Annotated in this window: 13 protein-coding genes; 3 read left to right on the forward strand and 10 right to left on the reverse strand. The window is 72.5% G+C overall.

Features of this window, described 5'->3' with window-relative positions:
* Nucleotides 1-80 precede the first annotated feature (80 nt).
* A complete protein-coding gene (locus tag EV372_RS04335; RefSeq protein WP_275101094.1) occupies nucleotides 81-929 on the forward strand; it encodes an AMP-binding protein in 849 nt (282 codons plus the stop codon).
* A gap of 275 nt (nucleotides 930-1204) precedes the next feature.
* Here EV372_RS04335 and EV372_RS04340 read toward each other — a convergent pair whose 3' ends face one another.
* Nucleotides 1205-1762 carry an ATP-binding protein gene (locus EV372_RS04340; RefSeq protein WP_130394953.1) on the reverse strand — a complete coding sequence of 186 codons (558 nt, stop codon included), beginning with the start codon at nucleotides 1760-1762 and terminating at the stop codon, nucleotides 1205-1207.
* Between the two features lie 351 nt (nucleotides 1763-2113).
* Here EV372_RS04340 and EV372_RS04345 point away from each other — a divergent pair, with 351 nt between their 5' ends.
* Complete coding sequence (locus tag EV372_RS04345; protein ID WP_130394954.1) at nucleotides 2114-3073, forward strand: ATP-binding protein; 960 nt, start codon at nucleotides 2114-2116, stop codon at nucleotides 3071-3073.
* 14 nt (nucleotides 3074-3087) lie between these two features.
* On the opposite strand, the gene EV372_RS04350 is transcribed toward EV372_RS04345, so the two are convergent.
* From EV372_RS04350 to EV372_RS04360, 3 genes are all read right to left on the reverse strand, one after another.
* Nucleotides 3088-4311: a multidrug effflux MFS transporter gene (locus EV372_RS04350; RefSeq protein WP_130394955.1), complete on the reverse strand. Its 1224-nt coding sequence runs from the start codon at nucleotides 4309-4311 to the stop codon at nucleotides 3088-3090.
* A gap of 145 nt (nucleotides 4312-4456) precedes the next feature.
* Entirely contained in the window at nucleotides 4457-5290 is an 834-nt protein-coding gene (locus EV372_RS04355; protein ID WP_130394956.1) for a GNAT family N-acetyltransferase, read from the reverse strand.
* Between the two features lie 91 nt (nucleotides 5291-5381).
* Nucleotides 5382-7022 (reverse strand): alpha/beta hydrolase, encoded by a 1641-nt coding sequence (locus tag EV372_RS04360; RefSeq protein ID WP_165435959.1) that lies wholly within the window; start codon nucleotides 7020-7022, stop codon nucleotides 5382-5384.
* 148 nt (nucleotides 7023-7170) lie between these two features.
* Here EV372_RS04360 and EV372_RS04365 point away from each other — a divergent pair, with 148 nt between their 5' ends.
* Nucleotides 7171-7635 carry an Lrp/AsnC family transcriptional regulator gene (locus EV372_RS04365; RefSeq protein ID WP_013154624.1) on the forward strand — a complete coding sequence of 155 codons (465 nt, stop codon included), beginning with the start codon at nucleotides 7171-7173 and terminating at the stop codon, nucleotides 7633-7635.
* A gap of 154 nt (nucleotides 7636-7789) precedes the next feature.
* On the opposite strand, the gene EV372_RS04370 is transcribed toward EV372_RS04365, so the two are convergent.
* The 6 genes from EV372_RS04370 to ispG form a co-directional block, all read right to left on the reverse strand.
* Nucleotides 7790-9502, reverse strand: a complete 1713-nt coding sequence (locus EV372_RS04370; protein WP_130394957.1) for a flavin monoamine oxidase family protein — start codon at nucleotides 9500-9502, stop codon at nucleotides 7790-7792.
* 179 nt (nucleotides 9503-9681) lie between these two features.
* Nucleotides 9682-10488 (reverse strand): carbon-nitrogen hydrolase family protein, encoded by an 807-nt coding sequence (locus EV372_RS04375; RefSeq protein ID WP_130394958.1) that lies wholly within the window; start codon nucleotides 10486-10488, stop codon nucleotides 9682-9684.
* Between the two features lie 238 nt (nucleotides 10489-10726).
* Nucleotides 10727-12211, reverse strand: a complete 1485-nt coding sequence (locus tag EV372_RS04380; protein ID WP_130394959.1) for an amino acid permease — start codon at nucleotides 12209-12211, stop codon at nucleotides 10727-10729.
* 423 nt (nucleotides 12212-12634) lie between these two features.
* The gene (locus tag EV372_RS04385) at nucleotides 12635-12826 is read right to left on the reverse strand and encodes a DUF1918 domain-containing protein (RefSeq protein ID WP_130394960.1); all 192 of its coding nucleotides are present in this window, start codon (nucleotides 12824-12826) and stop codon (nucleotides 12635-12637) included.
* A gap of 196 nt (nucleotides 12827-13022) precedes the next feature.
* On the reverse strand, nucleotides 13023-13457 hold the full coding sequence (locus EV372_RS04390; protein ID WP_130394961.1) for a hypothetical protein: 435 nt from the start codon (nucleotides 13455-13457) through the stop codon (nucleotides 13023-13025).
* A gap of 133 nt (nucleotides 13458-13590) precedes the next feature.
* Complete coding sequence (gene ispG, locus EV372_RS04395) at nucleotides 13591-14748, reverse strand: flavodoxin-dependent (E)-4-hydroxy-3-methylbut-2-enyl-diphosphate synthase (protein ID WP_130394962.1); 1158 nt, start codon at nucleotides 14746-14748, stop codon at nucleotides 13591-13593.
* Nucleotides 14749-14811 lie beyond the last annotated feature (63 nt).

Raw genomic sequence — 14811 nt, forward strand, 5'->3', positions numbered from 1 at the left:
CCGCCGGGTTCGCCACGTGGAGGGGGCGTGACGAGCCCGGACGGCGGTACCGCCGCCGGATGGGCGAACTGGGGGTACGTATGGGGGTAGGGCTGTCTTCAGGAACCGGACGACCGGGGCGCCACCTGCCGCGCCGGGACGACCCGATCGGATCCCTGACCGGGGGCCTGTGCGAGCGGCTCCGGCTGCGGTCCGCGCGGGGGGGGTCGATCCGCGGGGTCGGGCACCGCGTGGACGCCCTGTCGTTCGCCGCCAAGGTGGAGCAGGCCGCCGCGGGGCTCAGCCGCCGGGGCATGTGCTTCGGTGACGTGGTGGGGGTGCTCGCGCCGGTCTCGCCGGACCGGTTCCTGGCCACCTACACGGTGATGGCCGTGGGCGGACGCGCGCTGCCCCTGTCGACCGCGTCCGACCTGGACACCCAGTGCGCGGTGCTCACCGAGACCGACACCCGCCTGCTGCTGGTCAGCGCCGACATGGCGCAGACCGCGCTGGAGCTGGCGGAGCGCTCGCGGGTGCGGCAGGTGATCGCGTTCGGACACGCGCTGGGGACCACGCCCTTCGAGGAGCTGTTGCAGCCCAGTCCCGACGGCAACGGGTACAGCCCGGCGCGCGGTCTGTTCGACAACGGCATCCTGGGCTACGAGGACACCAGCGGGGGGCTCCTGACCACGCTGCACCCGCACAACGACCTCATGGGGCGCTTCTCGGAGCTGCGGGACCTTCTGGAGCTGACCGCCGACGACGTGGTGGCGGTGGACGAGCGCGGCGACGAGGCCACGCGGGTGGCCCTGGTGGCGCTGGCGCTGTGGACCGGGGCCTGCGTGCTGACGGGGGCGGACTGCCCTCCGCCGGAGGGGCGTCAGGTGACGGTGCGCTGCGCGCCCGAACCGGAGCGGATCGGCTACCCGCCGATCGGCGGGGCGTACTGACCCGGACGCGTTCGGGGCAGGCGGATCCGCTGGTGCGGCGGGGGCCAACGGTAAGGCCGTGAATCCGAGCGCCGGCTGAGGCTCGCGGTGCGAACAGCGGCCTCGGGGGCGCCGCGCGGCGGGCGGGGAGACCGCGCCGCGGGCGTCCGCCGGGGGCCGCGCTGGGCGGTGAGGGCAGGGACCGCACTGCGGGGGACCGGTGCCGGGCGAGCCTGAGGGAAGCGGCCCGCCGTGACGGCGGGGGGACGGTCCGGGGACCCCTTCCGGCCACCGCCTCAGTCGTCGACCACCAGCCCCGCCTCCGGCCTCTCCCCCTCGACCCCGGCGGCCTCCCCCGCGTGGTCGTCGATCTCGAACCAGGCCACGTGCGTGGCGTCGCTCCAGTACTCGCCGCTGCGGGTGGCGCAGCTGTCCACGATGAGCTTGCCGCGGCCGAAGTCGTCGCCGTCCTCCCGCGTGTGCTCGCTCTCGCCGTCGCGCGCCCCCTGGTCGGCGATCGCGACGCGCAGGCGCCCGTCGTCGGAGCGGATGAACAGCGTCATGACGCCGCCGCTCTGCCCGGAGCGCGAGTGGAGCAGGGCGTTGGTGGCCAGCTCGCTGACGGCCAGCTCGGCGTCGTCCAGGGAGCCCTCGGAGTGGCCCATGCGGGTGAGGAACTCGCGTACGCGGGAGCGGATGGAGCGCACCGCGGTCAGGTTCCCGGCGCAGCTCCACACCGTGTGGTCGGTGACCCCGCCGGTGAGGTCGCCCGTCTCGACGGTCGGTGCGGTCGGAGCCGTGCCCTCCGGCACCTCCGCGGGCACGTATTCCCGGAGTTGCCTCGCCTCAGCCATCCGGTCACTCCAATCACCCGCGACGGACGCGCGGGTTGCGCCGCCTGCACTCACCTTAGACAAGGGTGTGCTGGCTCCAGAACAGCACACCCGTGTTCTCCCTGTCGGGGATTGGCCACAAAACCCTGTCACGTGTCATCCCCGATATGGACAAAGGAAACAGTCCCGACTCCAGCGACACTCATGTGAGGTGCAACACGTTGGCAATACGCGGCGCGACGGGGCCGTTCGGCTGACAGCACGGATAACAGGAACGATAATCGTTACCATCTCCGGGCCATGGCGGTCCGCCCCGTCGCGGGTGGGCCGCCGCCGTGCGCCCGGCACGCACCCACGTTCCGAAGGGCTCACATGAAGATCGCGTTCGCTGGCAAGGGCGGCAGCGGCAAGACCACCCTCTCCGCGCTGTTCACCCGCTACCTGGCCGCCCAGGGCGTGCCGGTGGTGGCCGTCGACGCCGACATCAACCAGAACCTGGGCGCCGCGCTGGGGGCGTCCGAGGAGGACCTGGCCGCGCTCGCGCCCCTGGGCGCGCACCTGGACGAGATCAAGGAGCTGCTGCGCGGGGACAACCCGCGCATCTCCTCGGCCCGGGAGATGATCAAGACCACGCCGCCGGGCCGCGGGTCGCGCCTGCTGACGGTGACCGGGGACAACCCGCTGCACGCCCGCTTCGGGGCGCCGGTCCGGGGCGCCACGCTCATGGTCACCGGCCCGTTCGCCGAGTCGGACCTGGGCGTGTCCTGCTACCACTCCAAGGTGGGCGCGGCCGAGATGTACCTCAACCACCTGGTGGACGGGGCCGGGGAGTACGTGGTCGTGGACATGACCGCGGGCGCCGACTCCTTCGCCTCGGGGATGTTCACCCGCTTCGACATGACCTTCCTGGTCGCCGAGCCCACCGTGCGCGGCGTGGGCGTGTACCGGCAGTACGCCGGGTACGCCCGCGACCACGAGGTCGCCATCCGGGTGATCGGCAACAAGGTGCAGGACGAGGCGGACGTGGAGTTCCTGCGCGAGCACGTGGGTGACGCTCTGGCGGGGTGGATGACGCACTCGGGGTTCGTGCGCTCGATGGAGAAGGGCCGCCACCCGGAGCTGGCGGACCTGGAGGAGGACAACGTCAAGACCCTGGCCCTGATGCGGGACATGGCCGACGCCGCGCCCAAGGACTGGGAGCGCTTCACCCGGCAGTCGGCCGAGTTCCACCTGCGCAACGCGCGGGCCTGGGGCGACGAGGCCAAGGGCGCGGACCTGGCCGCCCAGCTGGACCCCGACTTCCTCATGGGCCCGGCCGCGCTCACCGGCTGAACACGCGCAGCGGGTCACGGGGCCGGATCGGCCACGCGTCCGCGCACGCGCGGCGAGGTCAGGGCCAGCAGCACGCCCAGGCCCAGGAGGGAGGTGGTGAACAGGACGGCGCCCATCGGCACGGCGGTGCTCTCGTCCAGTCCCACCAGCGGCGCCACCGCCGCGCCGAGCAGCGGGGGCAGCGCGCCCAGCACGGCGCTGGCGCTGCCCGCCCGCCGCTCCTGGCCGCGCATGGCCAGGGCGAAGGAGCTGGTGAGGATCATCCCCATGCACGTCATGTAGACGAAGATCGGCGCCACGAGGGCCACCAGCGGACCGTGCGCCAGCGTCGCCACGAGCAGCACCCCGGTCGCCGCCACCGCGGCGGAGACCGCGCACACCAGGAGGACCCGCTCGCCGAAGCGGGCGCTGAACCGGCCCACCGCCCAGCTCCCGGCGATGATGGCCGCGCCGTTGATCCCGAACAGCACGCCGAAGACCTGCGGCGACACCCCGTACAGGTCCTGGTAGACGAACGGCGTCCCGGCGACGTAGGCGAAGCTGCCGCCGTGCACGAGGCCGACCACCAGCGCGTAGCCGAGGAAGGCGCGGTCCCCCAGCAGCTCCCCCACCGTCCGCAGGGTGCCGCCCACCGTGCCGGGGATGCGCCGCTCCACCGGCAGGGTCTCCTCCAGCCGCAGCGCCACGACCACGACGATCACCGCGCCCAGCAGCGCCAAGGCCAGGAAGACGGCCTCCCAGCCCGCGAAGGACGGCCACAGGATGGCGCCGCCCGCGATCGGCGCCATCAGGGGCGCGACAGCGTTGATCACCATCAGCAGGGCGAAGAACCTGGTCAGTTCGGTCCCGTCGAACACGTCGCGCACGACCGCGCGCGAGAGCACGACCCCGGCCGAGGCGGTGAACCCCTGGAGGAAGCGGGCCAGCACCAGCACGGCGATGTTCGGGGCCAGGGCGCACAGCAGCGACGCCAGAACGAACAGGACCAGGCAGGTGAGGAGCGGGCCGCGGCGCCCCCGGGCGTCGCTGATGGGTCCGACCACCACCTGGCCCGCGGCGAGGCCGACCAGGCAGGCGGTCAGGCTCAGCTGCACGTGGGAGGCGCTGGCCCCCAGGTCCGCGGCGATGTCGGGGAAGGCCGGCAGGTACATGTCGATGTTGAGGGGGCCCAGGACGGCGAGCAGGCCGAGGAGGAGGGCCAGGCCCAGGCGTGCGCGGCCGGTCGGGTTGTGCTGCATGGCGCTCTCTCGTGGGTGGCAGAGGGCGCGGGGCGCCACGGACCTGGGACCAGGCTAACCGGCCGCGGTTCCCCCGTCGGCGGCGCGGGGGCGGACCTGACCAGGGTCCGTCGGGACGCCGTCGGCCGCTCCAGGCGCGGTGCGCTCAGAACAGCACCGACATGACCTCGCCGACCTGGCGGAAGCCCACCTTCCGGTAGGCGGCGCGGGCCGGGGTGTTGAAGTCGTTGACGTAGAGGGTGACGCGGGGCGCGATCTCGGCGAGCGCGTACTCGACCACCGCGGCCATCCCCGCCGTGGAGTGGCCCTGGCCGCGCAGGTCAGGGTGCACCCACACGCCCTGGACCTGGCAGGCGTGCCGGGTGACCGCGCCGATCTCGGCCTTGAACACCACGCGCCCGTCCTCGATGCGGGCGAAGGCCCGGCCGGTGCGCACCAGCTCGGCCACCCGGGCCCGGTAGAGCGCGCCGCCGTCGCCGGAGTCCGGCGGGACGCCGACCTCCTCGGTGAACATGGCCACGCAGGCGGGCACGAGGGTGTTGAGCTCGGACAGCTGGACCCGGCGCACCAGGGGGTCGGCGGGCACCGAGGGCGGACCGCTGATCTCCAGGACGGGCTGGCTGGCCCGGATGACGCGGGCGGGCCCCCACGCCGGGGTGACCTGCTGCCAGAAGTCGCTGACCGCGTCGACGGGCCCGACGATCGAGGAGCAGCGGCGGCCCCTCCACCGGGCGTGGTCGGCGAAGCTGCGGACCGCGGCCGGTCCGGCGTTGACGGGGACGAGGTTGGCACCTGAGTAGCACAGGGCGGTCAGACGCCCCCTCTCCGTGTGCCCCCACACCTCGGCGCCGCCGGAGAGGCCGGTGGCCATCAGGCGGGAGGCGACGAAGACGTTGCCCACGGGGTCGGCGTCCAGGAGCGCGCGAACGGCCTCCCGGTCGCGTTCTCCGAGGATCCGTACCGGCGAGGTCCGCAGCATCGCATCTCCCCCATCTTCCCAGTGCCCTCCTACGGGCGCCGGGGGACGACCAACCAAGCCTTTTCGCGCCGGTTCCAGCCTATTCGACCGGTTACTCCCGCGTCTCGGACTCCACGATCGCGCCCACGTGGTGCCCGGGTACCGGAGCGGGGCGCTCCACCATCGTCCCAGGTGCGTTCTGGGCGGTACGCGGCTGGGGTTCGGGACGTCCCTCACAGGTGACGTCGGGCCCCTCTCCCCCGGCGCGCGCGGGCAGCTCCCCGTCCCGGAGGTAGGCGGTGACGATCTCGTCCACGCAGTCGTTGCCGGTGAGCGAGACGCCGTGGGTGTGGCCGCCCTCCTCGGTCACCAGGACGGATCCGGGCAGGCGCTCGCGCAGGGCGAAGGCCCCCTCGACCGGGGTGGCGCCGTCCTCGGTGGCGTGGACCAGGAGCACGTCTCCCTCGTAGGCGGGGTGCTCGCCGGGACCGTCGCCGACCTGGAACCAGTCGCCGGATCCGGCGCTCCAGGACGCGCACGGAGCGTTGTACCAGGTGTTGTTCCAGCTCATGAAGGGCGCCTCGGCGTGGGACTTCTCGGTGTCGGCGCTCCAGGTGGACCAGTCCCGGGGCCAGTGGGAGTCGGTGCACTGGACGGCGAGGTAGCCGCCGTAACCGCGGTCGGACCCGGCGTTCTCGCCGTAGGCCTCGTACAGGGCGAGCAGGGGTGCGCCGTCGGACTCGGTGATCCGGGCCGAGAGCGCGTCGGCGACCGAGGTCCAGTAGGCGCTGCTGTAGGCGACCACCATGGCCGTGCCCTCCAGCTCGGTGGGGCCGACGGTGCCCTCGGCGGGTTCGTCCGCCAGTTCCGAGCGCAGCGCGTAGTAGGCCTCGGCGACCTGTTCCCCGGTCGTGCCGAGCCCGTAGACGTCGTCGTGGCGGGCGGTCCAGGCGAAGAACGCGTTCGCCGCGCGGTCCAGCGCGCGGTTCTGGGCGAGGTTGCTCTCGTACCAGGGCTTGTCGGGGTCGACCACGCTGTCCAGGACCAGGGAGCGGACGCGGTCGGGGTGGAGCGCGGAGTAGACGGTGCCCAGGTAGCTGCCGTAGGAGTAGCCGAGGTAGTCGATCCGCTCCCGGCCCAGGGCGGCCCGGATGGCGTCCATGTCGTGGGCGGTGTCCACGGTGCGGGTGTGTCCGAGCAGGGGACCGGTGTTGTCCGCGCAGGCCTCGGCGTAGGCCCGGGCGTCGGCGCGCAGCGCCTCCTCTGCGGCGGCGTCGGCGGGCACGGCGTCGGGGCGCACGGGGGTGAAGTGGTCGGGGTCGCAGGTGATGGACGGGGTGGAGGCGCCCACGCCGCGCGGGTCGAAGGAGACGACGTCGTGGGTCTCGCGCAGTTCCGCGGGCATGCGCCAGTGGGTGTAGGAGGCCCACTGGCGTCCGGCGCTGCCGGGTCCCCCGGGGTTGACCAGCAGGGTGTGGCGGGCCTCGCCGCTGGCGGGGACCCGCGAGAGCGCGAGTTCGACGGTGTCGTCCCGGCCGCCGAGCCGCTCGCCGTCGGCGGTGCGGGCGAGGGGGACGGTGAGGGTGGCGCACTCCAGGTTCTCGTCCGCGACGGGCTGGATGTCCTCGCAGGGCGCCCAGTCGATGCCGCCCTGGTCGATGCGGGTGGTCTGCCCGGCCTGAGCGGGGACCGCCGCGACCAGGGAGGCCAGGACCGCCACGGCCGAGACGCCGGCCCGGGTTCGTGCTCGCACTCGTCCACTCCCTCACAGAGATGGTTACTCTATGAATTTTTATCACTTCGGAGAGTGACCAACGGATGCGACACGAAACCCGGGGTGACACACCCCGGTAACATGTGCCCTGCCTCAATCAGACGTGGACAGACGGGGACGAAGCGCAATGCGGCTGGATCGTGTCGATGAGCGGATCATCGCGATACTCGGCGCGGACGCGCGGATGAGCTTCGCCGAGATCGGCCAGCGGGTCGGGCTGAGTCCCTCCGCGGTCAAGCGCCGCGTGGACCGGCTGGTGGAGTCCGGCGCGGTGCGCGGCTTCACGGTGGTGGTGGAGCCCCAGGCCGTGGGGTGGACCACCGAGGCCTTCATCGAGCTGTACTGCCGGGCCCGCACGTCGCCGGGCGAGATCCGGACGGGGCTCGCGGGCTACGCCGAGATCACCTCCGCGTGCACGGTCACCGGTGAGGCGGACGCCATCGTGCAGGTCCGCGCCCGCGACACCCACCACCTGGAGGAGGTCATCGAGCGGCTGGGCGCCGAGCCGTTCGTGGTGCGGACCAAGAGCACGCTCGTGCTCTCGCGCCTGGTGGACCAGCCCATCCTCGCCGGGACGGCCGACCTGCCCTGAGGCGCCTCCCCGCGGCGGGACCGCGGGAAGGCGCCCGAACAGGAAAGAACCGCGCGGAGCGTCCGTCGAGGGTGGTAGCCCGCCTCCGCGCGGAGCGCTCCCGGCGGGCGGTGGTTGGGAGACGGGTGGGCGGAGCCCCCGAAGAGGTACGGCCTCAGTCCTCGGGGAGGGCGACCGGCGCGAGCTCGTCGAACAGGTCGCCGGGGCCCGGGTTGGACGGGTCGGTCCCGCCGCCGAGGTGGTGGACCACGCCCCACACGGCGTTGAGCGCGGTCTGCACGGCCCCCTCGGCCCAGCCCGCCGTCCAGGACACGTCGTCCCCTGCCAGGAACAGGCCGCGGTGGCGCTCCTCCAGGCCGTCCTGGCGGAAGTGCGTGAACAGACGGCGCTGGTAGCGGTAGTGGCCCGGCAGGTTGGCCTTGAACGCGCCCATGAAGTAGGGCTCGTCCTCCCACGACACCGTCACCGGGTCGCCGGTGATGTGCGAGCGGATGTCCACGCCCGGGTAGATCTTGGACAGCGACGAGAGCATGACCTCCAGGCGCTCGTTGGCCGACAGCGGCAGCCACTTGAGCGAGTCGTCGCACCAGGTGTAGGACATGCAGATCGCCGCCGGACCGTCCGGGTCGGACCCCTCCAGCAGGTAGGTGCCCCGGGTCATGCGGTCGGTGAGCGTCATGCTCATGACGTCGCGTCCGGTCTCGGGGTCCCTGTCCCGCCAGAACGCGCGGTCCACCGGCACGAACAGCTTCGAGGACTCCATGTAGTGGGTGCGCTCGATCGCCGTCCAGTGGTCGATGGGCAGCAGGTCCTCGTCGCAGTCGATCTTGGACAGCATCATCCAGCTCTGCGCGGTGAACACGGCCGCCGCGTAGGTGCGGGTGGAGCCCGAGGCGTCGGTGACCGTGATGTTGCCCGCCGGGGAGCCCTTGGCCGCGGTGCGGCGCAGGGCGGTGACGGCCGGACGCGGGCCACCCCCGTGCAGCGAGGCCAGGGTGGTGCCCTGCGCCCAGTGCACGAGCTTGTCCGGGGCGTCCTCCCACAGGCGCAGCGGCAGCTGCTCCACACCGCCCACGATGCCCATGTGGTCGTCGTCGGCGCCGGTGTAGGTGACGCGCAGGATCTCCAGGATGGAGTTGGGGAAGTCGGTGTCCCAGCCGCCGGTCCCGAAGCCCACCTGGCCGAAGATCTCGCGGTGGCGGAAGGAGGCGAAGGCCGGGGAGTCGCACAGGAAGCCGTAGAAGGTCTGGTTGTCGAGCCGGGCGACCAGCTCGTTCCAGATCTCCTTCTGGGTGGCCACGTCGCGCTCGCGGATGGCCTTCTGCATGCGGGTGTGCTGGACGCTGTCCAGGGTCGCGTCCCAGGCGCGGGCCACCTCGCGGTAGACCTCGGGCAGGTCGTCGAGGGAGGTGGCGTAGTGGGACCGCCCCTTGAGGTCGACCACGGTGCTGGGGGTGGCCGGGGAGAGCGGGTTGGGGAACGGCGTCGTCTCCAGGCCCACGCGGTCCACGTAGTGCCAGAAGGCGGTGGAGGAGGGCGGGAAGCGCATGGCGCCCATCTCGGCGACCACGTCGTCGGGGCAGCCCGCGAGCTTCTCGGTGCGCAGCCGCCCGCCGATGCGGTCGGCCTCGTACACGACCGGTTTGAGCCCCATCTTCATCAGCTCGTAGGCGGTGACGATCCCCGACAGCCCGCCGCCGATGACGGCGACCTCGGTGCCGTGGCGCTCCGCCGGGACCTGCCCGAGTCCGGCGGGGTGGTCCAGGTAGGCGTCGTAGGCGAACGGGAAGTCCGGCCCGCACATGTTCAGCGGCGTGTCGTCCTGCGCGGGTGCGGCACCGGCGGCCGTGGGCACGGCAGACGTCATTCTCCAACCCCTCCTTCGTGGGTGCGGTCCGGCGGGGAAGCCGGTGGGTGTCCGTGCGCGGTGGCACGGGAGGTGACGGGCGGGTCAGCGGTTCGGGTGGGTTCGGGGGCGCGGGCGGGTCCGTCCCGGCGCGGGCGTGCGGGGCCGGGCGGCGCGGCGCGGCCCGCCCCGGGCACGGGTCACACGGTGAGCGTCCGGTACAGGGCCGGACGGCGGTCGTCCAGGTAGGACTGCTCGCGGCGGGCGCGGGCGAGGGCGTCCGGGTCGACGTCGCCGACCAGGAACTCCTCGCCGGGACCGGCCCGCAGCGTCTCGGAGCCGTCGGGTGCGACCAGGGTGCTCAGCCCCGCGTAGCGCAGGTCGCCCTCGGCGTCGCAGCGGTTCACGTACGCCAGGTGGATCTGGTTCTCCAGGGCGCGCACCGGCACGATCCGCTCGGCCACCTCGGTGAAGGGCAGCATGAGCGCGGTGGGGACGAGGAGGAGTTCGGTGCCGGCGAGGGCGTGGGCGCGCACGGTCTCGGGGAACTCGACGTCGTAGCAGACCAGCAGGCCGACGCGGATCCCGTCGAGGTCGGCCTGGACCACCGGCTCCGCGCCCGGGGAGAACGCCCCGCGGTCCAGGTCGCCGAACAGGTGGGTCTTGCGGTAGGTCCGGCGGTCGCCGTTGGAGTCCACGATCTGGACGGCGTTGTACACGGCGCCGTCGGCGCGCTCAGGGAAACCGTGGACGATGGCGACGCCGGTGTCGGCGGCGATGGCGGTGACCGCCTGGCTGAGGGGGCCGTCGCGGGGTTCGGCCAGCCGGGCCAGGAGGTCGGGGTCCAGGTTGTAGCCGGTCAGGGACATCTCGGGTCCCACCAGCAGGCGGGCTCCGGCGTCGGCGGCGGCTCTGGCGCGGCCGGCGAGCCGGTCGAGGGCGGCGGCGGGGTCCGCGCCGGGCCCGGTGCCCTGGTCAAGGGCCACGCGCAGGGGTCCGCGTGTCACTGCCTCCCACCTCGCTCTTCTCCGTCGTCTCGGGGCCGCGTCCACTCTAGGCGGGCGAAGGCGCCGAAACAGTGCACCCAAGCCGAGGATTCCCGCGTCTTTTCGGCATGATGCCGCTGTTTCTTGCGTCCGGGGAGGGATTCGCGCGTCATGTGGTGCGCCGGACCCTCCCCCGGGAACACGCGAGGGGGCCGGGGGATCCCCCGGCCCCCGCACGCGCGGTTCCCGACCGGTCCGGCTAGGAGCGGACCTCGCTGGCCTCGGGATCGGTCTCCAGGGCGGAGCGGCGCATGCTGTAGGCGAAGTAGACCGACACGCCGACGGCGAGCCAGACCAGGAAGGCCGCCCACACGCTCATCGACATGCTGAACATGAGGTAGGCGCAGGCCAGCACGCCCAGGACCGGCGTGACCGGCGCCCCCGGCACGCGGAAGGCGCGCGGCAGGTCGGGCCTGCTGCGGCGCAGCACCAGGACGGCCACGTTGACCAGAGCGAAGGCGAAGAGGGTGCCGATGGCGGTGGCGTCGGCGAGTGGCCCGAGCGGGACCAGGGCGGCGAGCACCGCGATGAGCACGGAGGTGATGAGGGTGTTCGTGCGCGGGGTGCCCTTGGCGTCGAGGGTGGAGAAGGCCTTGGGGATGAGCCCGTCGCGCGACATGGCGTAGAGGATGCGGGTCTGACTGTAGAGCACGACTAGGACCACGCTGGCCAGGGCCAGGACCGCGCCGGCCGCGAAGATGACCGCCCACACGGGGGTGCCGGTGACCGCGGTCAAAATGCCCGCCAGGGAGGTCTCGCCGTCGACGAAGCCGGTCCAGTCGAGCGCGCCGACCGCCGCGAAGGCGACCAGGCAGTACAGCGCGGTGACCAGGATCATCGCGAACATGATCGCCCGGGGCAGGTCGCGCTGCGGGTTCTTGGCCTCCTCGCTCGCGGTGGAGACCGAGTCGAAGCCGATGTAGGAGAAGAACAGGGTGGCGCCCGCGGCGCTGACACCGGCCATGCCCATCGGCATGAACGGGGCGAAGTTGCCGTCCTGGACGGCGGTGATCGCGATGGCCACGAACATCACCAGGATGGCGACCTTGACGGCGACCATGACGGCGTTGACGCGGCTGCTCTCGCGGACCCCGGCGAGCAGGGCGAACATGGACAGCAGGACCACGACGGCGGCGGGCAGGTTGATCACGCCGCCCTCCAGGGGACCGGCGAGCACCGCGCCCGGCAGGGACAGGCCGGTGGTGAGCTGGAGGAGCTCGTTGATGTACTCGCCCCAGCCGACGCCGACCGCGGCGACCGACACCCCGTAAGTGAGCATGAGGCACCAGCCGCACACCCAGGCCATGAACTCGCCGATGGTGGCGTAGCTGTAGGAGTAGGCGGAGCCGGAGGCGGGGATCATTCCGGCCATCTCGGCGTAGGCGAGCGCGGAGAACAGCGCGGTGATCCCGGCGAGCACGAACGAGACGATGACGGCCGGTCCGGCGACGGGGACGGCCTCGCCCAGCACGACGAAGATGCCGGTGCCCAGGGTCGCGCCGATGCCGATCATGGACAGCTGCCAGAAGCCCATGTGCCGCTGGAGGCCGCTGCCCTCGGAGTCATGGGTCTCGGCGACGAGCCTCTCGATCGGCTTGCGCCTGGTGAGGCGCTGCCTCAGCGCGGGCGCACCGCCCGGGCCTGCGGCCCCGCGGGTGCCCGCCGGGCTCTTCTGGTCCACCACGTGTTTACTCCTCGTTCATGTACGTGGGCACACCGCTCCCCCGGGGGAGGTACGGCGGGGGGTGGGGGGTCCGGCCGCCGCGCGTCCGGGCGGCCCGAAGCCCTCAGCAACGGTAGCCGCGTTATCTACGTAACATGACCCACATTCGTTGCGTCTGTCCGGTTGAAGCGACGGGTTCGTGCGTGGCCGCGCAAGGAAACGCAGGCTCCTGTGATCGATGCCATACAAAATCACCCTGGGTGACCACCGCCACTTCGGACAGCGAACAGGCTGGTCAGGGGCGCGCTGCGGAGCCACGGGCATGGCGAAGGGCCGGGACCCGTCCGTGCGCGGACGCGTCCCGGCCCTCCTGGCCGTCTCCCGGTTCGGTGCCCGGGATCGTGCGTGGCCGCGGCAGGCGCGCGGGCCGCGCGACAGGTCCCGCTACTCCGACGCCGCGGGCTCGATCACGGAGTCCGGCCCCGGATAGACCAGGGTCTCGTGGCCGTCGGAGAAGCGCACCACGTACGGCGGTTCCCCGTCGGAACCGCGAACCTCGATGACCTCCCCGACCCGCTCCCTCACGCCCGCGGCTCTCCCCCTGATGTGGATCCGGTCCCCCACACTCGCATGCACCGGCAGGCCCTCCCGTTTCTCGCGTGCTCGTCCGAGCGTCACCGCCCACCGGCGGAACGGGATGTTTCTTTCCCGCTCCCACCTGCGCAAACAACGCTCCCCTTTCGCCAGGAAAGGGGAGAAGGGGGTCCGTGCGGGACGTTCCCGCAGCCGGGGCCGATGGTCAGGCGACGCAGTCGTCCGGGGCCCGGGACCCTCAGGGCCGGGCCGCCTCCGACAGGGCGGCCTCCAGGACCCTCCAGTCCCCCGGGTGGGCGGAGACCCGCCGCACCGGGGTGAGGACGCGGGTGCCGTCCTCGGCCAGGCGCACGAGGCGGTCCTGCTCGATCGCGAAAGGCTCGCCCGGCCCCGCCACGACACCGCGCGCGAGCGGGCCGATCCGTCCGGGGCCGGACAGGACCGACCGCCCGCCCGCCAAGCCCTGTTCGAGTCGGAAGTAGGTTCGCCGCGTGTTCACGACCGCGAGGACCAGGAGAGCGGTGCCGACGAGGAGGTTGAGGAGACCCACGACCCGTGGCCACGACCCGCTGGCCACGTTGACCGCCCCGAGCGTCGTGATGCTCCAACCGAGCAGCCCGTAGACGGCGTTGGCGAGGGGGGCGAAGCGTACTTCGACCACGGAGGAGGGCACGAGGGCTCCCGGGAGGGGTGGAGGCGGACCGATCGTCCCCGTGATCATGCCCGTGTCCGGGCACCGGCACAACAGCGAACGGCCGCGCCGACCCGGAAGGGGCGGCGCGGCCGTCGGAGGCGGCGGGAGGGGCTCAGCCGGCCACGGAGACCGTGGGCGCGCCCGACTCGGCGCCGGACTCGCCCATCTCCTCGGCGATGCGCATCGCCTCCTCGATGAGGGTCTCCACGATCTTGGACTCGGGCACGGTCTTGATGACCTCGCCCTTGACGAAGATCTGGCCCTTGCCGTTGCCGGAGGCCACGCCCAGGTCGGCTTCGCGGGCCTCGCCGGGGCCGTTGACGACGCAGCCCATGACGGCCACGCGCAGCGGCACCTCCATGCCCTCCAGACCCGCGGTGACCTCCTCGGCGAGCGTGTACACGTCCACCTGGGCCCGGCCGCAGCTGGGGCAGGAGACGATCTCCAGGCCGCGCTCGCGCAGTCCGAGCGACTCCAGGATCTGGTTGCCGACCTTGACCTCCTCCGCGGGGGGCGCGGACAGGGACACGCGGATGGTGTCGCCGATGCCCTCCGAGAGCAGCGCGCCGAAGGCCACGGCGGACTTGATGGTGCCCTGGAAGGCGGGACCGGCCTCGGTCACGCCCAGGTGCAGCGGGTAGTCGCAGGCCGCGGCGAGCTGGCGGTAGGCGTTGACCATGACCACGGGGTCGTTGTGCTTGACCGAGATCTTGATGTCGCGGAAGCCGTGCTCCTCGAACAGCGAGCACTCCCACAGCGCCGACTCGACCAGGGCCTCCGGCGTGGCCTTGCCGTACTTCTGGAGCAGGCGCTTGTCCAGCGAACCGGCGTTGACGCCGATGCGGATCGGTGTCCCGGCCTCACCGGCCGCCTTGGCGATCTCGGCGACCTTGTCGTCGAACTTCTTGATGTTGCCCGGGTTGACGCGCACGGCCGCGCATCCGGCGTCGATCGCCTGGAACACGTACTTGGGCTGGAAGTGGATGTCGGCGATCACCGGGATCTGCGACTTCCTGGCGATGATCGGCAGGGCGTCGGCGTCGTCGTTGGTGGGCACGGCCACGCGGACGATCTGGCAGCCCGCGGCGGTCAGCTCCGCGATCTGCTGGAGGGTCGCGTTGATGTCGGAGGTACGGGTGGTCGTCATCGACTGCACGGACACCGGGGCGTCCCCGCCGACGGGGACGTTTCCGACCATGATCTGCCGCGTCTTGCGGCGGGTCGCCAGCGGGCGCGGCGGTGCGGCGGGAATACCGAGATCGACGGTCACGCTTGATTCACCTCGTCTGCCGCCGGGGAGGGGGCGGCACTTGATTCGTCCGTTTCGGGAATG

It is taken from the genome of Nocardiopsis sp. CNZ308, assembly GCF_004217075.1.

Excerpts from the sequence above, each read along its gene's own strand:
- EV372_RS04370 (WP_130394957.1), bottom strand. The coding sequence starts at position 9,502 with ATGACGTCTGCCGTGCCCACGGCCGCCGGTGCCGCACCCGCGCAGGAC.
- EV372_RS04345 (WP_130394954.1), top strand. The coding sequence starts at position 2,114 with ATGAAGATCGCGTTCGCTGGCAAGGGCGGCAGCGGCAAGACCACCCTC.
- EV372_RS04355 (WP_130394956.1), bottom strand. The coding sequence starts at position 5,290 with ATGCTGCGGACCTCGCCGGTACGGATCCTCGGAGAACGCGACCGGGAG.
- EV372_RS04365 (WP_013154624.1), top strand. The coding sequence starts at position 7,171 with ATGCGGCTGGATCGTGTCGATGAGCGGATCATCGCGATACTCGGCGCG.
- EV372_RS04350 (WP_130394955.1), bottom strand. The coding sequence starts at position 4,311 with ATGCAGCACAACCCGACCGGCCGCGCACGCCTGGGCCTGGCCCTCCTC.
- EV372_RS04335 (WP_275101094.1), top strand. The coding sequence starts at position 81 with ATGGGGGTAGGGCTGTCTTCAGGAACCGGACGACCGGGGCGCCACCTG.
- EV372_RS04340 (WP_130394953.1), bottom strand. The coding sequence starts at position 1,762 with ATGGCTGAGGCGAGGCAACTCCGGGAATACGTGCCCGCGGAGGTGCCG.